The following is a 23,153-nucleotide window of genomic DNA, read 5'->3' on the forward strand; positions in this document are numbered from 1 at the left end:
CGAATTCGACAGAGCCCGCCACGTCGATGCGGCGGGCTCTGCATTCGGCTCAGGCGAACGCCTCGATCGGCGGGCACGAGCACACCAGATTGCGGTCGCCGTGCGCGCCGTCGATGCGTCGCACCGCCGGCCACACCTTCGGACGGTCGTACCCCGCCGGGTAGACCGCCAACTCCCGTGAATACGGGTGGTCCCAGTCTGCGACCAGACACTGCGCAGTGTGGGGCGCTCCTCGAAGCGGGTTGTCGTCCACGGTCCATTCCCCGGATCCGACGCGATCGATCTCGCCTCGGATCGCGATCATCGCATCGCAGAACGCGTCGATCTCCAGGAGGTTTTCGCTCTCGGTGGGTTCCACCATCAGGGTTCCCGGAACCGGGAAGCTCATCGTCGGTGCGTGGAATCCGTAGTCGGCCAGTCTCTTCGCAACATCGTCGACGGTGACGCCTGTGTCCTTCGTCAGACCTCGAAGATCGAGAATGCACTCGTGGGCAACCATCCCGTTGTCACCGGTGTACAGAACCGGGAAGTACTCGTCGAGGCGGCGAGCGATGTAGTTGGCCGAGGCGATCGCCGTCAGCGTTGCCTGCCGGAGTCCAGTCGCGCCCATCATGGCGATGTACGCCCATGTGATCGTCAGGATCGACGCGCTGCCGTACGGGGCTCCGGACACCGTCGGTCCCGAACCGAGCTGCGGGGCCAACGGGTGGCCCGGCAAGTGGGGCTGCAGGTGCGATCGAACACCGATGGGTCCGACTCCCGGACCGCCGCCACCGTGCGGGATGCAGAACGTCTTGTGCAGGTTCAGATGGCTGACGTCGCCACCGAATCGGCCGGGACGCGCGAGTCCGACAAGTGCGTTGAGATTGGCACCGTCGACGTACACCTGACCGCCGGCGTCGTGCACCGCCGCACAGATCTCGGAGATCTCGTGCTCGTAGACGCCGTGCGTGGACGGGTAGGTGATCATGATTGCGGCGAGCGTGTCGGCGTGCTCGGTGATCTTGGCGCGCAGGTCGTCGACATCGACATCGCCGTTGGGGCGGCAGGCAACGACCACTACGCGCATGCCCACCATCACGGCCGACGCCGCGTTGGTGCCGTGGGCGCTCGACGGGATCAGACACACGACACGCTCGGCGTCGCCGTTGGCGAGGTGGTACCGACGAATGGCGAGCAGCCCCGCGTACTCGCCCTGACTTCCCGCATTCGGCTGCAGACTCACGGCGTCGTAGCCGGTGATGTCGACGAGCCACCGTTCGAGGTCGTCGATCACGCGCAACAGTCCGGGCACGTCCGAAGACGGAGCGAAGGGGTGCTGGCGGGCGAACTGCGGCCAGGTGATCGATTCCATCTCCGCGGTGGCGTTCAGCTTCATCGTGCACGAGCCCAGCGGGATCATGCTTCGGTCGAGGGCAATGTCCTTGTCGGACAATGCGCGCAGGTATCGAAGCATTGCCGTCTCGGTGCGGTACCGAGTGAAGGCGGGATGCGTGAGGTAGTCCGACGTGCGAGCCATGCTCGCCGGCACCGATTCAGCCGCCGTGCCGGCGGGCTCGGCACCGAACGCAGCGAGCACGCCCACGATCGTGTCGGGCGATGTCGCTTCGTCGCACGCGACGGCAACGTGATCGGCATCGACCAGTCGCACATTGATCCCGCGCTGCTTGGCATCGTCGGTGACGGCCTGCGCTCGACCTGGAATCGCCGCGAGGACGGTATCGAAAAAGTCGGTGTGCACCACCTGAATGCCAGCCTGCTGCAGGCCGGCAGCCAGGGCTCGAGCGTGCCCGTTGACCCGAGTTGCTATGGCGCGCAATCCGTCTGCGCCGTGGTAACTGGCGTACATTGCGGCGACGATGGCCAGCAGAACCTGAGCGGTACAGATGTTCGACGTCGCCTTCTCGCGGCGGATGTGTTGCTCACGGGTCTGCAGCGCCAATCGGTAGGCCCGGTGGCCGTCCGCGTCGAGCGACACACCGACGAGTCGCCCGGGGAGCTGACGAGAATGACCGGAACGCACCGCCAGGTACCCGGCGTGCGGACCGCCGTATCCCATCGGAACCCCGAACCTCTGGGTGGTGCCGAAGCAGACGTCTGCGCCGATCTCACCGGGCGGAGTCACCACGGTGGCCGCCAGCAAGTCGACGCCGACGGCAACCAACGCACCCCGCTCGTGCGCCGCCTCGATGGTGGCCGTGTGGTCGACCAGTCGGCCGGACGCACCGGGCAGCTGCGTCAACACCCCGAAGAACTCTCCGTCCGGCAGGCCGTCGGCGAGATCGGCGTACACCAGCTCGATGCCCAGCGGCTCGGCGCGAGTGGCGAGAACAGCAGCCGTCTGCGGGAAGATGTCGGAATCGACGAGCAGCCGAGGCGACTTCGACGCTCTGTTCGCGCGTCGCATCAGTGTCATGGATTCGGCTGCCGCAGTGGACTCGTCGAGCATCGACGCATTGGCCACATCCATGCCCGTGAGATCGGAGACCATGGTCTGGAAGTTCAGCAACGCCTCGAGCCGGCCCTGGCTGATTTCGGGTTGGTACGGCGTGTACGCGGTGTACCAGGCCGGGTTCTCCAAGATCCCTCGGGTCAGCACCGGCGGAGTGAGTGTGTCGTAGTAGCCGAGACCGATCATCGACGTCGCGACGGTGTTCTGCCCGGCGAGGTCCGCCAACGCAGCCAACACCTCGTGCTCACTCAGCGCCGGCGGGAGGGTCGCCAATCCGTCGGGCACGCCGTCGACCACGGTGTCGAGGATCGAGGACGGCACTGCTTTACGGGCCAGCTCATCGAGGTTGTCGACACCGATGGTGTGGAGGATACGAACCAGTTCGGCGGAGTCGGGCCCGATGTGCCGATCGACGAAAGTATGCGCGGACGAGACAGTTCGGTCGGTCACGATGTTCTCCCAGGTGCCGGAAAGACGAGGCGTCGGACGACCGAGGCATACGCGCCGGCCGCTCCTCCCCCTCTGTCGTGTGCTCGCTGACGCGTGCGCCTGAGAGATTCGGTCGAACACGGCGCGTCATGTCGACGGCACCGGCACCTTTCCCCTTGGGCGGGTGGGTACTCCCACCACTTTCCAGAGTTGTCGAAGCCCACACGGTCCGTGTGCCTGAGAGATTGACGGGGAGGTATTGCTCCTTCGGCGTCCGAGACTGGATGCCTCGGAACTCTCCCGCACGGGCGCGACGAGACTCAGTCTAGCCGGTCTTGCGACTCGCGCGATTCTTGCGACGCGAGGCCAGCTCGTCTTCGGGACTCGGCTGGCTTTCACCACCATCGGCTCGTTCGGCCGGAAAGTCCGCGATGGTGCCTGTGAGCTCACGCATCGCGCCGTTCACGGCAATACCGAACACGCCCTGACCGCCCTGCAGCAGGTCGACCACCTCTTCGGCGGACGTGCACTCGTACACGGTCGTTCCATCCGAGAACAGGGTGATATTGGCGAGATCGCCCACCCCGCGCTGGCGTAGGTGATCGACGGCGACACGGATGTTCTGCAACGAGATACCGGTATCGAGCAGGCGCTTGACGATCTTCAGAACCAACATGTCCTTGAAGGAGTACAGCCGCTGACTGCCCGAGCCCGCTGCGCCGCGGATGGACGGGACGACCAGTCCGGTACGCGCCCAGTAATCGAGCTGGCGGTAGGTGATGCCGGCAATCTGGCAGGCACTGGGCACTCGGTAACCCACGAGTTCGTCCGGCACCGAATCGTCGGGAAACAATCCCGGCTGAATGTCCTGAGGTGTGTCGACCCGGACGTTCGACGCCTGGTCGGGGGTGTCGACCCGAGCATCGGAAGCGGACGCGTCCTCGGTCCGGCCTGCGGCGTCGGACTCTCGACTGCCGTGATGCTGCTGCGGCTGATCTCCCACTGACTGCTCCCTCTCGGATGTCTCACTGCGTTCGGATCGAGTCAGTACTGCGATCCGTCCGGGGCACCTGAGCGCCTCGGTGTACTCGCGTGAAGTCATACCGTGTACCAGGCCAGAGTACGCCTCACCAGGCCTGCGAGAGGCGCGAAACTGCACCGAATCCGACCAGCGGCGGCGATGAACTTCACTGGCACGAACGTTATGGGGGCAATCGCGCAGATTCAACGCAACGCGCCGTAAACCTGAACCTAAAGTTGAGGTTGAGACTCTTCTGTTACCCGTCGGTGGCCTTGAAGTCGTCCGGCGACACCGATTCGAGGAACTCCTTGAACTTCTCGACCTCGTCCTCACGCTCGTCGGGCATGATCAAGCCGGCCTCGGCCAGCACCGGTTCCTCGGCGAAGATCGGCACCCCGGCTCGCAGTGCGATGGCGACGGAGTCCGACGGCCGAGCAGAAACCCGGACGTCTTTGTCGAACACGAGATCGGCGTAGAAGGTGCCCTCCTGAAGGTCCACGATGCGCACTTCCTTGAGCTCCCGGCCGAGTGCCGAGATCAAATTCTTGACGAGATCGTGGGTGAGCGGCCGGGCGGGCTGGACGCCTTGTTGCTCCAAAGCGATTGCAGCAGCCTCGGTTTGACCGATCCAGATCGGCAGGTACCTGTCACCGTCGGCCTCGCGCAGCAGCAGCACGGGCTGATTCTGCGGCTGTTCGACACGAATACCGACCACGCGCATCTCACTCATCGTGTCTGCCTCTCACCTCGAAAAATCCGGGCTGCACTTCGTTCGTTCAGCTCGTCGCAGCCGAGTCTATTGGAAGTCGAACGGACGCGAGCGAGCGTCACCGGTCGAGTGCACCGCGCACGGCCGCTTTGACCAAACAGGTGTGCAGCGTCAACGACAACGCCGCGAGCTCTCGAATCATTTCCTCGGCGCGATCACGCGCACCGGCGTCGCGACCCTTGGCCACCGGTCCGGCTATCTGTGCAACCAGACCGGCCTCGCGGTCCGCCGCTAGTTTGAAGGCACGCAGGTGTCGCACTTCGAGACCGAACTGCAACATCGCGTGTGCTGTGCGTGCGAGCGTCACGGCACCGTCGTCGTAGAAACCGGCCTGCCCGGGTGTGATCAACCCGCTCCGCAACAACTCGGTCAGGAACGCATCGTCGATACCGGCCTGCGCCAGAAGATCGGCCTTGCTGATCCGCACCTCGCGGTCCGGCAAGAACTCCTCGGGCGATACCTCGCCCGCGGCGAGGGTCAGAGAACGCGGTCGCTTGACCGACGCGTCGGCCCGCTCGACAGTCGCTACGCCGTGATCGATAGCTTCGAGCTGCTCCTTGATCACCTTCAGCGGCAGGTACTGATCACGCTGAGCAGTCAGTACGAATCGGAGCCGTTCGCAGTCTGCGATGGAGAACCGTCGGTACCCCGACGGAGTGCGTTCCGGAGAGATCAGACCCTCGGCTTCGAGGAATCTGATCTTCGAGATCGTCACATCCGGAAAGTCGGGCCGAAGTCGATCGAGGACGGAGCCAATCGACATCCCCCCGTTGGACTGCTGCCCGACGGCGGTCACTGGCTTCCTGCACCCGCAGACGTGTCGCCGACCTGAGATCCGTTGCCGCCCCGCGGTCCGGTCAGGAACACCAACCGGAACTTGCCGATCTGTACCTCGTCGCCGTTGGCCAGAACTGCGGAGTCGACCGGCTCCCGATTGACGTAGGTGCCGTTGAGGCTGCCGACGTCGACGACCTGGAAGTCGTCCTCGTCCTGCCGGAACTCGGCGTGCCGACGACTGACGGTGACGTCGTCCAGGAAGATGTCGCTGTCGGGATGCCGTCCGGCCGAGGTGGTCGGCTGGTCGAGCAGAAAGCGCGATCCGGCGTTGGGGCCGCGCTTGACGACGAGCAGAGCGGCACCGACAGGCAACCCCTCGACACCCGAGACCGGAGCTTCGGTGCTCTGGGCGGCCGCGGAGTTGTCCAGCTCCTGGAGGAAATCTGCGCGGAAGACCGAGGTGGTCTCGGCCGGCGACTCCCCGTAGTTGCTGTCGTTGTCGTTCTGGCTCACCGTTACTCCTTCTCAGTCCGTTCACCCGGGCAATGGACGCCGCGGGTAACGCAGTACATGGTCTTCACATCTGGTATTGCGTTGCGCCTGGTTCTATTTACGTCTGTACAGCTTGCTGGACTTCCGCCCCGACAGGGTATTCGCTCGGTGTCGACCGTACCCTGCGCAGTGTGGACCGCGTGGCCGGTTGGCAGGTGTCGACAGCCGGCCGATCACTCGACCGTGATGAGAGCATATCCGGCAGCATCGAGCATCTGCGCCAGTGCCGCGTCCAACTCCTCGGGCGATGAAACCTCCAGGTCGATCAGCCAGCCCCCGGTGTACGGTCCCGAGTTCACCTTCTCCGGTTCGCCGTCCAAATCCTGGTTCACGCCAATCACTTTCGCAGTCAGTGGGCTGAACACGTCGGACACACTCTTGGTCGATTCGACTTCTCCGAGAGACTCACCCGCAGTGACGGTGTCGCCGACAGCAGGAAGCTGAACGAACACCACGTCCCCCAGCTGGGACTGCGCGAAATCGGTGATACCGATTCGCACCGCCGCCGGACCCGTGCGCTGCACCCACTCGTGCTCGGGCGTGTAGTACAGATCAGCTGGTGTGTCGATGTCGCTCAACGCGGCATTCCCTTCGATCATGGCCCGGGCGGTCGGGCGGTCAGTTACCGGGCTGAGCGTATTGACGCAGGCGCGGATCCCGCAAGGCGGAGACCGTGACCTGGTCCGACTGCGCGATATTCGAGGACGCCCCGTTGCGAGTGACGGTGTCCACCACGCCCCCGGGGATGTTCAGCGCCGACTCCAGCGTGGGCGGGTCTCCGATTGCGGTGAACGTGTACGGGGCTCGCAGTTCGCGGCCGTCGACCACCACCCGACCGGCAGGCCCCGCGATCCACGTATCGACGCCGATCCGGACGGCACTACCGCCGCCTTCGATCTGGAGTGCCTCGGCACCGGCGGCACGCAACTCCTGCATCGCGTCGAGCAACACTTCGGACCCGACGCCCGAACTCGGGTCATCGATGACCAGGGTCACGCCGGGGCCCTGTGCGGCGACCGTACCGACTTGAATCGACAACGCGGACAATCGCTCCTGTGCTTCTGCCACTGCTGCCTCCGATCCGGAGCCCGACTGGCGCAGAGTCGCCAACGTGGCTTGCAGTGCGCTGATCTCGTCGCGAATCGACGCCTCGCGCCGCGTCAGGGTGTCCAGCACGACCAACAGATCCTCCGGCCGGGAACTCTCCACATTGTCGGAGGTACTCGTCTCTCGCACCTGGGTGGCGATACCGATTCCCAGTACGCACAACAGGGCGAGCGCAAGAATGCCGAACGCTCTTCCGCGCCTACGTCGATCTGCATCCAGAGCTCGCGCGCGCCAACCGTGCCGCCCGGTCCGTGCCGTCATCTCCTAGGCACCGAACAGACGGCGGCGCAGAGCCGCCGCGTTGCCGAAGATGCGAATTCCCAGCACGACGACGATGGCAGTGGACAGCTGCGTTCCCACCCCGAGCTGGTCACCGAGCCACACGATCAGGGCCGCGACGAGGACGTTGAACACGAACGAGACGACGAATACCTTGGCGTCGAAGATTCCGTCGAGAAACGCACGCAGACCACCGAATACCGCATCGATCGCAGCGACGACGGCGATCGGTAGATAGGGCGCGACGACTGCGGGCACCTGCGGTCCGGCAACCGTGCCGATGACCACTCCGACGATCAGGGCTACGAGCGCGGCGAGGGCGTATGCGCCGTGACCGGTGGTGATCGGCGATTCCAGGGCTGTGTCGGCAACTGTTGCCTCGCCGTCGTCCTCGGCCGGTACGGCCTTCGTCGGGTCGTGCTCGGTCATCGTGGAGCTACCTCCTGTGCCTGGAACGACTCTCTCACAGCGGCAGGACCCAATTCGAGATCGTCGGCCGGGCGCACCGAGAACCCGACACCGTACAGCTGCGCCACGGTGCTCATTCGGAGATACGCGTCGCTGACGACGAATTGGACTTGGATACGTTGCGGGGGGCCGATCGCCTGAATGTCGTACGGCGAGTCGATCGGGCGGTTGTCCAGCAACATGGCCCCGCCGGCCTGCCGGATGGTGACGTTCGGACCGACTCGAACGCCGTCCACCGATACCGCCTCTGCACCGCTGGCCCACAGCGAGTTGACGATTGCGGCGATATCTCGATCCAGCACTGCGGCGCCCGAGCCGGTACGAGCCCCCGGACCGCTCCCGCCTGTCGGCTCCGTGACGACGATGGACAGTCCCGGACCCGAGACCGTGTCGATACCCGCCGCGGATTCGACGGCACTCAATCGGTCCAGCAGTGCACTGCCCGCAGCGTCGGACTGCAGGGCTCGATCACGCTCGGTCGACACCTGCTGGGCAAGTTCGTCTCTCGTCGATTCCAGGTCGGCGCTTCGAGCCTGAGCGGCTCGGACGGCTGCGGACGCATCGGCACCTGCACGCTCGACCGCGGCAGCACCGGATGCCGACTGGGAAAGAGCGACTCCGCATATCAGACCGACCACAACGGCACCTGTCGTCAACCACAAGGCCGCAGGCACTCGCGGCCTACGGGTGTGCTGCGCTGTGCGTTCGGCCGCCGCGGCGGCGTATCCCGGATCGAGGTGGTCGGTCAGCAACGAGGTCAGCAGCGACGGGACAGGATTTCGCCTGACCCTGACCCTGTCCCCCGGTCGTTCCGCAGGCTCCACTCCTGCCCCCGGTCGTTCCGCAGGCTCCACTCCTGCCCCCGGTCGTTCCGCAGGCTCCACCGTCAGGTGCCGGCCGCTGCCGGGTCGACCGCCCTGGCCACTGCAATGGCCTTGCCGAGGTACAGCAGTCCCGTCCAGGAGTACAGAACGGTGCCCCAGATGAGCAGGGCGTACCCGAGCGGTCCTGCGGCGTCGGCCACCGAACTGGTGCCTGCGGAGACCAGCAACACGGGCAACGCGATCATGACGACGAAGGTGGCGGCCTTGCCGAGGTAGATGACGTCCGGAGGCGGAAGCGATCGACGTCGGTAGACGAACATCGTCAATCCGAGCACAGCATCTCGCCCGATCAGTATCGCCGCCACCCACCACGGAATGATGCCGCGCAGGACGAAGGCGACGAGAGTACTGACTACGTAGAGCCGATCGACCAATGGATCGAGTACGGCACCCAACTTCGATGCCTGTCCGAGCATGCGAGCGAGTTTGCCGTCCAGCCAATCGGTTCCGCCGCTGACCAGCAGAATGACCAGTGCCCACCCATCAGCCGCGGGCCCGAGCAGGAGATACAGAAACAGCGGAACGCCGGCGAGCCGGATGGCACTGAGCAGGTTCGGAACGGTCGCAATGCGATCGGATACGTCGAGCTCACGGTTGTCGGTCACCGACGATCACCTCCTGTCCATTCTGCTCGTCGTGCATTCGAGCCGAGTCTGCGGCCACGTTAGCGCCACGCGAACACGGGCTGCTCGAAGTCCGCGACTCTCGTGTGTCGACCGTGCATCGCCACTTCACGAAATTGATGCACGATCGCCCCGGTCGGAGCATGGATGGCTCCGGTTCGGTACGGCCATCGAATGACCGGGCGGGTCGATTCGGGAATCGATACGAACTGCGCGTCGACGTCGAGTTCGGCCGCCGTCACCTCGAACACCTGAGATACCTCGTCCTCGTTGGGACGCAACGTGGACGAGTAGTCACCTACCCACACGACGAACGGGGTGATGACGTAACCGGATCGGGTGACGTAGTCGTCCAGCCTGCCGAGCACGTCGACCGTCCCAGCACGAATGCCCAGCTCCTCGTGCAATTCCCGTAAGCACGCCTGCATCGAAGATTCACCTGGATCCACGCCGCCGCCCGGAAGCGCGTACTGGCCCGGATGTGCGCGCAATCGACTCGGCCGCTTCGTCAGCAGCATCCGCCGGTCCCCCGGCGCTCCGCCGAGTGCGACGGCCACCGCAGCGGCGCGCAGGCCCTCGGCATCGGCGGTGCGGCATGTGAAACGTGCGAGTTCGCGCGCGACGGAACTCCGATCGAGCAGGTCCTCGGCCGACTCGGCGGAAGTATCGTCACTCACAGCACGAACACTAGAGCCCCGGCGATGTCGACGGGAGACGGGCGGCGGGCGGAAGCAGGTCGTCGGCGGCAACCGGCCAGCTGCGAGGGTCGTCGGCCAGAACCGACAGTTGTTCCACTTGTGTACGGCACCACGGTGATACGTCGACGGTTCCGTCGAGCACGCCGGCAGAGAATTCCGCCCACGACACCCACCGGATCTCGTCCACCTCGAGTGGGTCGGGGTCGAGCGTCGCGCTCTCGTCCACCCGCACGCGGTACACGGGACAGATCTCGTTCTCCACGATGCCGTTGTCCATGACGGCCCGGTACCGGAAGTGCGGGAGAACCAGTTCGGCCGAGCTTGCGTGCAGTCCCAACTCTTCACCGATCCGGCGCAGCACCGCATCGGAGAGCTCTTCACCGGGAGCGGGGTGACCACAACACGTGTTGGTCAGTACGCCCGGCCAGGTCGTCTTGCTCGACGCTCGTCGCGTGAGCAGTACCGCACCGTCCGATCCGACCACATAGCTGGAGAACGCCAGATGCAGCGGTGTCTGCAGCGTGTGCACGGTCGTCTTGTCCTGTGTGCCGACAGCGCGGCCTTCGTCGTCGAGCAGCACCACGTGCTGCGCCGGAGATCGATCCATAGTTCCATGGTCCCACGGCCGATCCGTCGGTCTACTGTCGAACCATGGGACGTGAAACGAACGCAGACGACGAGACACCGACCGACAGCGAGAATTCGACTACGCCCGATTCACCGAAGGGCGGCCGCCCAGGACCGGTGGACGGCGGAGGCGGCGGCGGGATGGCGACACGTGAGAATGCGCCGGAGATCGCAGACGGCTCTGCCTGAAAGTTCCACACCACGGCTGTTTGAAAAATATAGTTCGCGTCAATACCCCCGATGTTCTCGCGCGACGCGGGCACACGAACCTCCACGACCGGAAGGATCTCGATGAGCATCAACGACGACGACATCACCACCACGGGCGGAGCCGCAGGCGAAGGCCCGGCTGACGGCGGATCGAACCCGGGTGGCCATGACGGCGGAGCAGACGGCCCCGCCGGAGCCGGCGAAGGCCCCGCCGACGGCGGATCGAACCCTGACGGTCACGACGGCGGAGCAGACGGTCCCGCCGGAGCCGGCGAAGGCCCCGCCGACGGCGGCTCCAACCCCAATGGACACGACGGCGGTGCGGACGGTACCGCTTGATCACTGAGTCGAGCGACGAGCGCGGATCGGATAACCGGTCCGCGCTCCGTCGTCTCACCGGTGTAGACCTCGCGACGTTCGCCGATCGGTTCTGGGGCGTCGCGCCCAAGCTGAGCAGATCCGCTGATCTCTCGGACTCGTTCGACGATCTGATGACGCTCGCCGCGGTAGACGAACTGATCGCCGAACGCGGAGTACGCACTCCGTTCGTGCGAATGGCCAAAGACGGTCGGCTGCTGGACAAGTCGCAGTTCACCGCGTCCGGCGGGTTCGGTGCCGAGGTCACGGACCAGGTCGACTCCGCAGCGGTGCTGGCAGCCTTTGCGGCCGGAAATACGCTGGTACTTCAGGGCCTGCACAGACTGTGGCCCCCGTTGATTCATTTCGTCGGTGATCTCGTTCGCGAGCTGGGCCATCCAGTGCAGGTCAATTCGTATGTCACACCGGCTGCGTCGCAAGGTTTTTCACCGCACTACGACGTGCACGATGTGTTCGTCGTACAGATCGCGGGAACCAAGCGGTGGAGCATTCACTCACCGGTGCACGTGCATCCGCTCAACAATCAACCGTGGTCGGACCGGCGGTCGGCCGTCGAAGACCACGCATCGAATACTCCCGAACTGGACATCGTCCTCGAGCCCGGCGATGTGCTCTACCTGCCGCGCGGGTGGATCCACTCGGCGCAAGCGCTCGGTGACACCACAGTGCACCTGACCATCGGCGTCGCGTCGTACAACGACTACGACCTCGCGCACCACGTACTGAAGTCGCTCGGCGACGTCGAGAGTCTGCGTGCTCCTCTTCCCGCCGGCCTCGACCACTCCGACCCGGAGTCCATCGTCCCGCACGTGCATCGAGTTGTGGACGCCATGCGTGCCGCGCTCGACGACATCGACCGAGACCCCGCTGCGGTACGTCGACTCGCCGAACGCCTCGCAGACCGTCACGACGCCCTCGTCCGACCGGAACCGGTGCGCCCACTGGCCAGTGTCGCCGCGATGGGTGCGTTGCGGGGCGAGGATTCGATTCGATTGCGGCCCGGCATGTTCGCGCGGATCGCGCACGACAAGGACGGAGTGTCGATGGTGCTTCGGAACAAAACCGTCACGCTGCCGCCTCAGTGCACCGACGCGATCGAGAGCCTGATGAAGGGCTCTCCGTGCCGCCTCGATTCGATGCCGGGCCTCGACCCCGGCGACGCACTGGTGGTCGCGCGCAGACTCATTCGCGAGGGGATAGCGGTGACGGCAGCGCCGTAGCCGCCGTCAGGTGATCGTGACCCCACCGTCGACCGCAATGGTCTGACCCGTCACGTATCCCCCGGCGTCGGAGGCGAGCCAGATCGCGGTGGCGGCCAGTTCCTCGGGATCGCCCTTGCGGCCGAGGATCATGCGTGGAGCCATCGACTCGAGGTACCCGGGCTGATAGCTGTCGGTCATCTCACTCTGGAAGAAGCCCGGGGCAATGGCATTGACCCTGATCCCTTTTCGCGCACCCCACTGCTGCGCAAGGTCGCGGGTGAGCCCGACGATGGCTGCCTTGCTTGCGCTGTAGGCGGCCTGAGGCAGGCCTGCAGTGGTCAGACCGAGCACGCTCGAGATGTTCACGATCGAACTGCCGGGCGCCATCACCCGTCCGCACGCCTGGGCCGCCCAATACGACCCGTTCAGATTGATGTCGATCACCGAGCGAAACTGCTCGGGGGTCTCGCGGGTCGCCGGGAAGGCTGTGCCGATGCCGGCGTTGTTGATCAGCACGTCTACCTTCCCGAACTCTGCCACTGCGGCGTCGACCATCGCGGAGCACTGGTCAGGATCGACCACATCGGTCCCGACGGAGATCGAACGTCCTCCGACACTGTCGATCAGCTTCGCGGTCTGCGCCAATTTGTCCACCCTTCGCGCGGCGAGCACGACGTCGGCCCCGGCCTCGGCAGCTGCTTTGGCGAAGGCGACACCCAGACCCGAGGATGCGCCGGTAACGACGACAACTCGGCCGTCGAGGCGGAATTTGTCCAAGATCGACATGTACGTGAATCTCCTTGTAGGTCGCGGTCAGAACCAGGCGGGTGACATATCGAGGGTGGTGCGGTCCAGTCGCGCGAGCAGGTCCAGTTGAGCCGTCACCTTGGGCAACTCGTAGACGTAGAAGAATTGCGCTGCAGAACGCTTTCCGTCGTAGAAGTCGCCGGACTTCGCGCCGACGGCCAGTAGCTGTTCGAGCCACATCCAGGCAATGACGATGTGCCCCATGGCTTCGAGGTAGGCAGTGGAGTTCGCCAAGGCCACAGCTGCGTCACCGGTCCCCCACAGTGTCGCGGTGACCTCGACGATTCTCGCGAATCGGTCCTGCAGTTCCGCGCCGAAAGTGCCAGCGTCACCGCCGGCAGCGTCCGCCTGCGCGACCGTCTTCGAGATCTCTTCGCTGAGCAGTGTCAAACCAGCGCCGCCCTGCATAACAACCTTGCGGCCCAGCAGGTCCAACCCCTGAATACCGTGCGTACCTTCGTGAATCGGATTGAGCCGGTTGTCCCGGTAGTGCTGTTCGACGTCGTAGTCGCGGGTGTATCCGTAGCCGCCGTGCACCTGGATGGCCAAGCTGTTGGCCTCGAGGCACCACTGTGACGGCCAGCTCTTGGCGATGGGAGTCAGGACGTCGAGCAACAGTGTCGAGCGCGCCGATTCGGCATCGTCGGACGCCGAGTCCTGGAGGTCGACCAGATGCGAGCAGTACAGACCGAGTGCCAGCGCACCTTCGACGTAGGACTTCTGCGCCAACAACATTCGTCGGACGTCGGCATGTTCGATCAGTGCTACCGGAGGTGATGCAGGATCCTTCGCGCCGAGCGGCCGTCCCTGGGTGCGTGTCTTCGCGTACTCGACCGATTTGAGGTACCCGACGTAGCCGAGGGCGATGGCCAGGAACCCGACACCGATACGGGCCTCGTTCATCATGTGGAACATGTAGGACAGTCCACGATTCTCCTCGGCGACCAGGAAGCCGATCGCCCCGGGCTGTCCTGCGGGAGAATGGGTTCCGTCGCCGAACGCCAGCAGAGTGTTGGTGGTCCCGCGGTTGCCCATCTTGTGATTGAGGCCGGTCAACACGATGTCGTTCCGCTCTCCCGCACCGCCGTCGCCGTTCGGGAGGAATTTGGGAACGATGAACAACGAGATCCCCTTGACACCTGGAGGACCTCCCGGTGTCTTCGCGAGCACCAGGTGGACGATGTTCTCGGTCAGTTCGTGATCGCCGCCGGAGATCCACATCTTGGTACCGGTGATACGAAAGCTGCCGTCGTCCTGCGGTATCGCTTTGGTCGTGATGTCCGCCAGTGACGATCCGGCCTGCGGCTCCGACAGGCACATGGTTCCGAACCATCGTCCGTCCAGCATGGGCCCGACGTAATCACGCACCTGATCCGGCGTCCCGTACGTCGCGATCAAGTTGGCGTTGGCCATGGTCAGGAACGGGTACGACGACGTGCCTGCGTTCGCCGCCTGGAAGAATGCCATCGCCGCCCGAGAGACGGTCGCAGGAAGCTGCATCCCGCCGATCGACTCGTCGAACTGCCCGGCGATCAGACCTGCCGCCGCGTACACATCGAGCGCTTCCTTCACCTCCGGAATCAGCTCGACCGAGCCATCCGGATTCATGGTCGGTTCGTGCGTGTCGGCCTTCTTGTTGTGCGGCGCGAAGTGCTTGCGGGCAATATCCGCGCTGAGGTCGAGTACTGCGTCGAAGGTCTCGCGCGAGTGTTCGGCGAAGCGGGGGCGAGTGGTCAGGCCTGCTACGTCCAGCCACTCGTACAGCAGAAAATCCAGGTCGCGGCGCGAGAGGACGTCCGACATTCACTTCTCCGATCGCGAGGGGTGACACGTGCGCACGATGGTGACGAGCACTGTGACGCACATGACTGTGGATTCACCATACAAGTCTTGATCTCCGGCTTTCACCGAGCACCAGAGTGAGCTGTCGACGCAGACCTACGTTCGTCGTCCGGCGTTCAAAAACCCAGCCAGGCAGACTTTTACGACTTATCGGGCTATGAGGAGCGTCACGATTGGCACAGCCCCCGGCGGCATATACTTACCTTTGATAACGATATGAATCGGACAATCGCGAGGCGTCCCGGCCCACCGGGCGCGCATCGTCGGAGGGAGTCGAGCATGACGCACACGCTGGCCGTCGACAGCCGACAGGATCGAGAGACCAGGCAACGCAGTCGGTTTCAGGAGCTGCACGAGTCCGACCAGGAATTTCGCGCCGCCGAACCGGACAGCTCCGTAGCGGACGCCGCCCAGGAGCTGGCACCCAACCTCGCACGCGTGGTTGCCGAGATCATGACGCGCTACTCCGACCGCCCGGCCCTCGGCAGCCGGGCTCGACAAATCACTCGCGTGGACGACGCAAACGTCCTTCACCTACTCCCGCGCTTCGACACCGTCACCTACGGGGAAGTCTGGAAGAGTGCCGGTGCACTGGCCTCGGCTCTCACGCACGACTCGGTCGGAATCGCGCCCGGTGATTTCTTCGCAACGCTGGGATTCGCGAGCGCCGACTATGTCATCGCGGAGTTGGCCACGATCCGGCTCGGCGCAGTCGCCGTTCCGTTGCAGGCCGGTACCTCCGCGGGCCAGCTGTCGGCCATCGCGGACGAGGTCGAACCCGTCGTCCTCGCAGCCGACGTCGACAATCTGTCCGTTGCGGTCCAGGTTGCCGGCCAGTGCAGGTCCATTCGGCGAATTGTCGTCCTCGATTACGACGCTGAAGTCGACGTGCACACACGGATCATGAAGTCCGCGCGCGACGATGCCGAACAGGCCGGGGTCGTCATCCGGCCCCTGACCGAGCTGATTCGCGACGGCGAGCAACTACCGGAGATTCCACTACCCGATGCCGAAGATCCCGACCGACTCGCGACACTGATCTACACCTCCGGCAGCACCGGAACTCCCAAAGGAGCGATGCACACCGAACGAATCGTCTGCGGAGCCTGGACCGGAGCCTGGCACCACACCGGAGCTTCCTCCGAATCCGTGGACCGGCCTGCTTTCCCCGTGATCACTCTCGACTATCTTCCGATGAGTCACCTGGCCGGCCGTGGCCTCGTGTTCTCGGCGCTCGCTGCCGGCGGGACGGTGCACTTCGCCGGAGCCAGCGACCTGTCCACCCTGTTCGAGGACTTCGCACTCGCTCGGCCCACGATGGCACTGTTGATTCCCCGAGTGTGCGAGATGATTCGGCACAACGTTCTTGCCGAGATCGACCGAGAGGTCGACCGGTCCAGTGGCGGAGACGAAGACAGTGTCCGTCGAGACGTTCTGGAGCGCCACAGGAACGACCGATTCGGCGGACGCATCCTGGCGGCGATGGTCGGCACCGCGCCGATCGCGACGGAGGTCAAGGACTTCGTTACCGAGCTGCTCGACATCCAGGTCCGCGACAACTACGGCTCCACCGAAGCCGGAATGGTGCTGCACGACGGCGTCATCGCGCGTCCGCCGGTGATCGAGTACAAACTCGACGACGTACCCGAGCTCGGCTACTTCTCCACCGACACCCCGCATCCACGCGGCGAACTCCTACTCAAGACGTCGTCCATCATTCCCGGGTACTACAAGCGCCCGGACGTCACCGCGGACGTGTTCGATTCCGAGGGCTTCTATCGCACCGGAGACGTTGTCGCCGAGATCGAGCCGGACCGACTCGCCTACGTCGACCGCCGCAAGAACGTTCTCAAGCTGGCCCAGGGTGAGTTCGTGGCCCTTGCCCGTCTCGAGGCAGTGTTCGGTACCAGCGATCTGGTGGACCAGATATTCCTCTACGGCAACAGCCAACGCGCATATCTGCTTGCCGTCGTCGTCCCGTCTCACCCGGATACGACCACAGCCTCGATCATCGAGTCGCTGCAAGAAATCGCTCGTACGGAATCGCTGAACTCGTACGAAATTCCGCGTGACGTGACGATCGAGCACCAGCCGTTCACTCAGGAGAACGGGCTCCTCTCGGGCGCCGGGAAGCAACTACGGCCGAAGCTCGTCGAACGCTACGGTGCCGATCTCGAGCGTCGCTACGTAGATCTCGAGTCGGGTCAGAACGAACGCATCCGCGAGCTTCGACGCCATGGTGCCGACGCCCCGGTTCTGACCACCGTCGGCGATGCAGCACAGGCACTGCTGGGATGCGACGGATCCGATGTCCGACCCGACGCACATTTCAGCGACCTCGGTGGAGACTCGTTGTCGGCGTTGACGTTCTCGACGCTCCTGCGAGACATCTACGGAGTGGACGTGCCGGTGGGAGTGATCACGGGGCCGGCCATGGATCTGTCCGCCTTGGCCGACTACATCACCTCGGCCCGGGACAACGATTCCGACACAGCAACATTCGCCTCGGTACACGGACGCGACGCCACCGTCGCGCACGCCTCCGACCTGCGCTTGGCTGCATTCCTGGACGAGACACTCCTCGATACCGCTCATCACGTTGCTGGCCCTCGCACCCGAACCGAGACAGTGTTGTTGACCGGTGCCAACGGATACCTCGGCCGCTTCCTCTGCCTGGAATGGCTCGAGCGTATGGCCGAGGTAGGCGGGACGGTGGTGTGCTTGGTTCGCGGGCGCTCCGATTCCGACGCGCGTTCTCGACTCGATGCAGCGTTCGACAGTGGTGACGAAAAGCTGTCCGCTCACTACCGGGCTCTGGCAGACTCCACGCTCGAGGTTGTGGCAGGAGATCTGGGCACGCCTCGATTCGGCTTGGACGACGACGAGTTCGCGGCTCTGGCCGAGCGGGTCGATCGCATCGTTCACCCCGCTGCGCTGGTCAACCACGCTCTTCCGTACGAGCACCTGTTCGGTCCCAATGTCGTCGGTACGGCGGAGGTGATTCGGCTCGCGCTGACCGACCATGTCAAGCCGGTGACCTACCTGTCGACGGTCGCCGTCGCTGTGGGCGTCGACAATTTCCGGGAGAACGGCGACATTCGCATCGACAGCCCCTCGCGAGCTGTCGACGATTCCTACGCCAACGGCTACGGCAACTCCAAGTGGGCCGGCGAAGTGTTGTTGCGCAACGCATTCGACGAATTCGGCCTGCCGGTGTCGGTCTTTCGCTCCGACATGATCCTCGCGCACAGCACGTGGTCGGGTCAGCTCAACGTACCGGATGTGTTCACGCGTCTGATCCTCTCGGTCGTGGCCACCGGCCTGGCTCCCAGGACGTTCTACGCCACGGGCACCGGTGCACCCACAGACGACAGTGGGCGCCCCCTGGCCCATTACGACGGGCTCCCTGCCGATTTCAGCGCCGAAGCCATCACGTCGATTGCCGGTGCCGACGTATCGGGCTACCGAACCTTCGACATTCTCAACCCGCACGACGACAGCATCTCGCTGGACACGTTCGTCGATTGGATCCGCGAGGCGGGTCGCGACATCGAAATCGTCGCGAACTACGACGAATGGTTCGAGCGCTTCAGCGCTGCAGTCGAGGCTCTTCCGGAAAAGCAGCGTTCGCATTCGCTGCTTCCCTTGATTCAGTCGTACGCGCAACCGCAGCAACCGTCGTCGGGTGCGATGTTGCCGGCGGACGAGTTCGCTGCGGCCGTCGGGGAGATTCCGCACCTCGGGCGTGGACTGATCGAGAAGTATCTGTCCGACCTCGAGGTCCTCGGACTCGTCGTCAAGCGCTGAAGCATCTCCCGGTGCGGGCCTATCGGCCCGCATCGGGAAAGCTACTCCCCTGACTCGCCGACCGGTTCCGGCTCGTCCGTCCGCGTCGTGCGGGGAACCAGCCGCGAGTACGCCAGACACACCAGTCCGAAGAACAGGTACCCCAGGGCCACTTGGGGATTGGCGGCCCATCCCACCTGGTGCGAGTGGATCAAGCCGACCCACGACAACGCTGCAGCAACCCCACCTGCTGCAGCGGCGGCAATAAATCGTTTGTCGAGAACGAACGTGACGATGGTACCGAGCATCAGTCCGGCGAGTACCGCTCCGGACCCGAACGTCTTCAGCCCGTCGTACACGACACCTGCCTGGCCCAGCGCCTCGCTCCCCACTTCCGTCGCCGATGTGCCGGCAGCACTGAGCGCATTGTCGATCAGGCCCACTGCCCACTCCGCGAGGTTGGGGAGCAGTGCCACGACCACCGCGATGGCGTGGAGCTTCGGCACCGACTGGAATGCCTGAGCACCGATCAGCAATCCGATGTACAGCAGAATCGGGACGATAGCTGGAATCGGAAGGAGCGTGGCCAGTAATCCGAAGAGCCCGAGAAAACACATGATTCCGATCGCGACACCCGACGCGAGCGAATACCCGGTTCGGCCGCCCGCGTCTTTCCAGCCCGGGTGGCCGATGTAGACCGCAGGGGGAAACGGCGAGCCGAAGGCCGAGCCGACGATCGCACCGAATCCGTCCGCGAGCAACACGCTGCGGAGGTTGTAATTGTCTCCCGCGGCGGATGCACTTTCGACGTTGCTCATCGCCTCGGTGAAGTTGTACACCCCCAACGGAATTGCGGTAGCGAGCAGCGGAGCCAGATTACCGAGACCGTCGAGTAGGAGATCGAGGCGAAGATCGGGTAGGCCGAGTGCGATGTTGCTCGCCGCTTCTGACACGTCCGGGACCGACATGTATCCGCCGATCCAACCGATCGCCGTACCTAACAGGAGCGCTGCGAGACCGACCGGGATGTTGCCCGGCAGCTTCACATCCGTGAAGAAGCCGATCAGAATGATGGCCAGAACGGGCAACCCGATCCAGGCTGCCTCCCACATCTGAGCGGCCGGACGCATTGCGATGAACGTGATCGAGATGCCGGCAAGGGTGCCGAGCATGGCAGCGCGCGGGGTGATCCTCCGAATGTACGGCCCCACGAATGCGCCGATCATGACGATGATGCCGATCATGAACGCCCAGGCCAACCCCGCTGCCCACGCCTGCAGCGCGTCTCCAGATGCCAGGTACACCGGCAACATGACTACGAACACCACGATGAACATATGCGGAACGCTCGGCCCGTACGGCAGCGCTGTCACGTCGGTTCGTCTCTCGCGCTTGGCCAATCGACGCGCAAGAACCATGTAGTAGAGGTTTCCCAGAATCAGTGCGATACCGAGGGCGGGAAGCAGAGTCCCGAGGACGTCACTCGACGGAATCCCGACCACTGCGATACTGAGTGTCGTCAGCGTGAGCACGTTGACGAGGATGTTGAAGCCGAGTCCGAAGAACGCGTTGGTGTCTCCCTTCGTCCACCACGAGAGAACGAACGGAGACGACGGGCCGGCAGCGGGTTGATCTTTCACGTCCATGGTCATGTCCGAGGTCCTATCGACTCGCCGAGGTGGGGACGAAAGCAGACAACGCAGCGACTACGTCCTCCGACGGCGCGGTCCACCCGAAAATTCCGCCTTGAGCCGAGATCATCTCGAGGCCCACTCGCTGGAATTCCGGAAAATACGAACCTACGCAGTCCGTCACCACGAGGCACTCGTATCCGCGATCGTTGGCTTCACGCACTGTCGTGTGCACGCATACCTCGGTCGTCACCCCGGTGACGAGCAGTGTGGTGATTCCTGCGGCGATCAGAATTTCGGCGAGTTCGGTTGCGTAGAACGCTCCCTTCCCGGGCTTGTCGATGACGGTCTCGCCAGCGATCGGTGCCAGTTCGTCGACGATGTCGTGACCGTACTCACCGCGAATCAGGATGCGGCCGAACGCTCCTGGATCTCCGATGCGTTGTGACGGGGTGCCGCGGCGCAGCTTTGCCGGCGGACAATCGGACAGATCCGGTAGATGACCCTCCCTGGTGTGGATCACCGGGATGCCGGTTTCTCGTGCCACCGAGATGAGGCGTGCGAGCGGTTCGATCACGCTCCGAAGAAGGCCGACGTCGTTGCCGAGGCTTTCGCCGAATCCCCCGGGCAACAGAAAGTCCCGTTGCATGTCTATGACGAGTAGCGCCGTCGTCGCGGTGCCGATGGTGAATTCCGAGGGTGAGGCCGACGGAACCACCGATTCCGGTGGATATTCCGATGTCATGAGATCTCCTGTGCTGCAGTCGAAGTGTCGTACTCGGATGAAAGCGCCCGGGAGTATGCCCGCCAGCCACCGAACTCGCTGATGTCGTCGACGTCGTGGCCCTCCGCTCCGGTCTGGACAGTCGCGTCGCAGACGTAGCCGAGAACGTCGGAACCGTCGGCCAGCAGCACTCGTCCCAGAGCGAGCACCGCCGGCAGTCTGCCCGCGAGTACAGCAAGAGAGGCGGCGGGCAGTCGCCACCTCTCCACGTGTATTGCGCTGCCGCCGAATGGAACTCGCAGCAGGCCAGGTGTGGGATCGGTGGTTCCGATCCGAAGCAGTGTGTACGTCGGTGCGGTAGTCGTCGCCTCCACCATGGTTCCGCCCAGCTCGAGCAGTTGCGAATTGGCCCGCTCGCCTGACAGATGGTGCCCCGCCACGACGATGTCGACAGGCGATTCTTCGGTTGGAGTGGGAGCCGAGACGATGCGTCGTTCGCCGATGATCCTGGCTGCGACCGCCAGCACCGTGTCGTCGGCGAGCGCGGGCCCGATCACCATGAGACTGGCCGGTCGACCGTCTTCGGTGAACCCCGCGGGGACTGCCACGGCCGTCAGGTCGAGAAGGTTCCCGAAGTGGGTGTAGTGACCGAGCTTCGTATTGCACGCGATGGGGTCTGCGAGCACCTCCGGAACGGTGAAAGTGGTGCCGATGGTCGGCACGATCATCACGTCCATCGAGCTCCAGAGTTGTGCGACGCGAGCACGAAGCTGCTGGAGTGTCTGCAGGGCGCGAAAAGCATCGACTGCGCTGTACCGACGCCCTCCCAGGAAGATCTCGCGGACGACGGGGACGATGGAATCCGGCTTTTCGGTGAGGAATTCGTCGAACTCGACCAGCCGCTCGGCAACCCACGGTCCTTGGTACAGCAACGAGCCGGCATCGAGAAACGGCATCAGATCGACTGTTGCCGTGTGCAGTCCGTACGTGGGCAACAACTCCCGCGCAGCCGAATGCGCGTCGGCCATGGCCACGTCGCCGAAGAAATCCAGTTGGGTCGGGTCCGGTAGTCCGACGGTGATCTCGCGACCGTCGTATCTGCCTCCACGTGGGCGTGACCACCCGTCTTCCGGGTCTTCACGACACATCACGTCGAACACGAGGTCTAGGTCCTCGACGGACGATGCCATCAGCGTGATGCAGTCCAGTGACTTGCAGGCGGGGACGAGTCCGATGGTGCTGATCAGGCCACGTGATGGTTTCCATCCGACGATTCCGTTGAGCGCGGCCGGTACTCGACCGGATCCGGCGGTGTCGGTGGCCACGCAGAACGGCACCTGCCCAAGTGCGACGGCCAAGGCAGATCCGGAGCTCGATCCGCCCGAGATCATGTCGTTGCCGTAGACACTTCGCGGAACGGTGTGTGGTGTGCGAGTGCCGTTCAGCCCTGTTGCGAACTGATCGAGACTGGTCTTGCCGACAAAGATGGCTCCGGCGTCGAGCAGTGCCTGAACCGCAGGTGCCGTCGAATCCGGTGTGTACGCATAGTCCGGGCAGGCGAGGGTGGTGGGGTACCCGGCCACGTCGATGCTGTCTTTCACTCCGAAAGGAATGCCGAACAGCGGAAGCGACAGCGGGTCGGTCCGAGCTTCCAGCGCTGCGGCCGCCGCGGAGAGTTCCGCGCGCCCGACGACGGTGATCCAGGTGCCGTCGTCGCCGCGCGACTCCGCGGCGTCCGAGAATGCTTCGACAACACTCGATGGAGTCTTTGCCCCGGTCCGGTACGCCTGGAGCATCTCTGCAACGGTGGGGCCGAACGTGGGGCCCGTGCCTGGATTCATACCGTCGATTGTCGACAGTTTTGTGTTTCTGCAGGTTGTCGACGTG

General features: G+C 64.3%; 21 protein-coding genes and 1 riboswitch. Of the genes, 4 read left to right on the plus strand and 17 right to left on the minus strand.

Annotation, left to right across the window (positions count from 1 at the left end):
• Nucleotides 1-49: 49 nt before the first annotated feature.
• The 12 genes from gcvP to idi all read right to left on the minus strand — a co-directional run bounded on the left by gcvP (nt 50) and on the right by idi (nt 10,666).
• On the minus strand, nt 50-2,902 hold the full coding sequence (gcvP, locus tag ASG84_RS23485; protein ID WP_057479398.1) for an aminomethyl-transferring glycine dehydrogenase: 2,853 nt from the start codon (nt 2,900-2,902) through the stop codon (nt 50-52).
• 194 nt (nt 2,903-3,096) lie between these two features.
• Nucleotides 3,097-3,194, minus strand: a riboswitch (glycine riboswitch).
• 12 nt (nt 3,195-3,206) lie between these two features.
• Nucleotides 3,207-3,746, minus strand: a complete 540-nt coding sequence (locus ASG84_RS23490; RefSeq protein WP_157226114.1) for a MerR family transcriptional regulator — start codon at nt 3,744-3,746, stop codon at nt 3,207-3,209.
• A gap of 412 nt (nt 3,747-4,158) precedes the next feature.
• Complete coding sequence (locus tag ASG84_RS23495; RefSeq protein ID WP_032377953.1) at nt 4,159-4,632, minus strand: bifunctional nuclease family protein; 474 nt, start codon at nt 4,630-4,632, stop codon at nt 4,159-4,161.
• Nucleotides 4,633-4,729: 97 nt separating this feature from the next.
• Entirely contained in the window at nt 4,730-5,467 is a 738-nt protein-coding gene (gene ftsR, locus ASG84_RS23500) for a transcriptional regulator FtsR (RefSeq protein WP_032377954.1), read from the minus strand.
• Nucleotides 5,464-5,961: an oxoglutarate dehydrogenase inhibitor Odhl gene (gene odhI / locus ASG84_RS23505; protein ID WP_057479400.1), complete on the minus strand. Its 498-nt coding sequence runs from the start codon at nt 5,959-5,961 to the stop codon at nt 5,464-5,466. The genes ftsR and odhI overlap by 4 nt, the downstream gene beginning before the upstream one ends.
• A 212-nt stretch (nt 5,962-6,173) precedes the next feature.
• On the minus strand, nt 6,174-6,578 hold the full coding sequence (gene gcvH / locus ASG84_RS23510) for a glycine cleavage system protein GcvH (protein ID WP_057479540.1): 405 nt from the start codon (nt 6,576-6,578) through the stop codon (nt 6,174-6,176).
• 40 nt (nt 6,579-6,618) lie between these two features.
• The gene (locus ASG84_RS23515; protein ID WP_057479401.1) at nt 6,619-7,368 is read right to left on the minus strand and encodes a DUF881 domain-containing protein; all 750 of its coding nucleotides are present in this window, start codon (nt 7,366-7,368) and stop codon (nt 6,619-6,621) included.
• Between the two features lie 3 nt (nt 7,369-7,371).
• Complete coding sequence (locus ASG84_RS23520; RefSeq protein WP_235581809.1) at nt 7,372-7,815, minus strand: small basic family protein; 444 nt, start codon at nt 7,813-7,815, stop codon at nt 7,372-7,374.
• Nucleotides 7,812-8,606, minus strand: coding sequence for a DUF881 domain-containing protein (locus ASG84_RS23525; protein WP_235581810.1), 795 nt, complete (start codon nt 8,604-8,606; stop codon nt 7,812-7,814). Before ASG84_RS23525 ends, ASG84_RS23520 begins: the two co-directional genes overlap by 4 nt.
• Nucleotides 8,607-8,740: 134 nt before the next feature.
• Nucleotides 8,741-9,343 (minus strand): CDP-alcohol phosphatidyltransferase family protein, encoded by a 603-nt coding sequence (locus ASG84_RS23530; protein WP_057479403.1) that lies wholly within the window; start codon nt 9,341-9,343, stop codon nt 8,741-8,743.
• A gap of 59 nt (nt 9,344-9,402) precedes the next feature.
• Entirely contained in the window at nt 9,403-10,038 is a 636-nt protein-coding gene (locus ASG84_RS23535) for an NUDIX hydrolase (RefSeq protein WP_057479404.1), read from the minus strand.
• Between the two features lie 10 nt (nt 10,039-10,048).
• A complete protein-coding gene (gene idi / locus ASG84_RS23540) occupies nt 10,049-10,666 on the minus strand; it encodes an isopentenyl-diphosphate Delta-isomerase (RefSeq protein WP_057479405.1) in 618 nt (205 codons plus the stop codon).
• Nucleotides 10,667-10,710: 44 nt separating this feature from the next.
• Between idi and ASG84_RS28025 the strand changes: the two genes are divergently transcribed.
• The 3 genes from ASG84_RS28025 to ASG84_RS23550 all read left to right on the plus strand — a co-directional run bounded on the left by ASG84_RS28025 (nt 10,711) and on the right by ASG84_RS23550 (nt 12,494).
• Nucleotides 10,711-10,875: a hypothetical protein gene (locus tag ASG84_RS28025; protein WP_200936662.1), complete on the plus strand. Its 165-nt coding sequence runs from the start codon at nt 10,711-10,713 to the stop codon at nt 10,873-10,875.
• A gap of 102 nt (nt 10,876-10,977) precedes the next feature.
• Nucleotides 10,978-11,235, plus strand: coding sequence for a hypothetical protein (locus tag ASG84_RS23545; RefSeq protein ID WP_032398144.1), 258 nt, complete (start codon nt 10,978-10,980; stop codon nt 11,233-11,235).
• A complete protein-coding gene (locus ASG84_RS23550) occupies nt 11,232-12,494 on the plus strand; it encodes a cupin domain-containing protein (protein ID WP_057479406.1) in 1,263 nt (420 codons plus the stop codon). Before ASG84_RS23545 ends, ASG84_RS23550 begins: the two co-directional genes overlap by 4 nt.
• 6 nt (nt 12,495-12,500) lie before the next feature.
• On the opposite strand, the gene ASG84_RS23555 is transcribed toward ASG84_RS23550, so the two are convergent.
• Together ASG84_RS23555 and ASG84_RS23560 are read right to left on the minus strand one after the other, a co-directional pair.
• On the minus strand, nt 12,501-13,262 hold the full coding sequence (locus ASG84_RS23555) for an SDR family NAD(P)-dependent oxidoreductase (RefSeq protein ID WP_057479407.1): 762 nt from the start codon (nt 13,260-13,262) through the stop codon (nt 12,501-12,503).
• 27 nt (nt 13,263-13,289) lie between these two features.
• Nucleotides 13,290-15,086 (minus strand): acyl-CoA dehydrogenase, encoded by a 1,797-nt coding sequence (locus ASG84_RS23560; RefSeq protein ID WP_057479408.1) that lies wholly within the window; start codon nt 15,084-15,086, stop codon nt 13,290-13,292.
• A 318-nt stretch (nt 15,087-15,404) separates the two neighbouring features.
• Between ASG84_RS23560 and car the strand changes: the two genes are divergently transcribed.
• Nucleotides 15,405-18,932 (plus strand): carboxylic acid reductase, encoded by a 3,528-nt coding sequence (gene car, locus ASG84_RS23565; RefSeq protein WP_057479409.1) that lies wholly within the window; start codon nt 15,405-15,407, stop codon nt 18,930-18,932.
• 41 nt (nt 18,933-18,973) lie between these two features.
• Here the strand turns inward: car and ASG84_RS23570 are convergent, their stop codons facing one another.
• From ASG84_RS23570 to atzF, 3 genes are read right to left on the minus strand one after another with little or no spacing between them, the layout of a single operon-like run.
• Nucleotides 18,974-20,563 (minus strand): hypothetical protein, encoded by a 1,590-nt coding sequence (locus tag ASG84_RS23570; protein WP_057479410.1) that lies wholly within the window; start codon nt 20,561-20,563, stop codon nt 18,974-18,976.
• 10 nt (nt 20,564-20,573) lie between these two features.
• The gene (locus ASG84_RS23575; protein WP_057479411.1) at nt 20,574-21,287 is read right to left on the minus strand and encodes a cysteine hydrolase family protein; all 714 of its coding nucleotides are present in this window, start codon (nt 21,285-21,287) and stop codon (nt 20,574-20,576) included.
• Complete coding sequence (atzF, locus tag ASG84_RS23580) at nt 21,284-23,107, minus strand: allophanate hydrolase (protein ID WP_082521172.1); 1,824 nt, start codon at nt 23,105-23,107, stop codon at nt 21,284-21,286. Before atzF ends, ASG84_RS23575 begins: the two co-directional genes overlap by 4 nt.
• Nucleotides 23,108-23,153: the final 46 nt, after the last annotated feature.

Origin of the sequence: Rhodococcus sp. Leaf278 (assembly GCF_001426085.1) — a bacterium.
GTDB lineage: Bacteria > Actinomycetota > Actinomycetes > Mycobacteriales > Mycobacteriaceae > Rhodococcoides.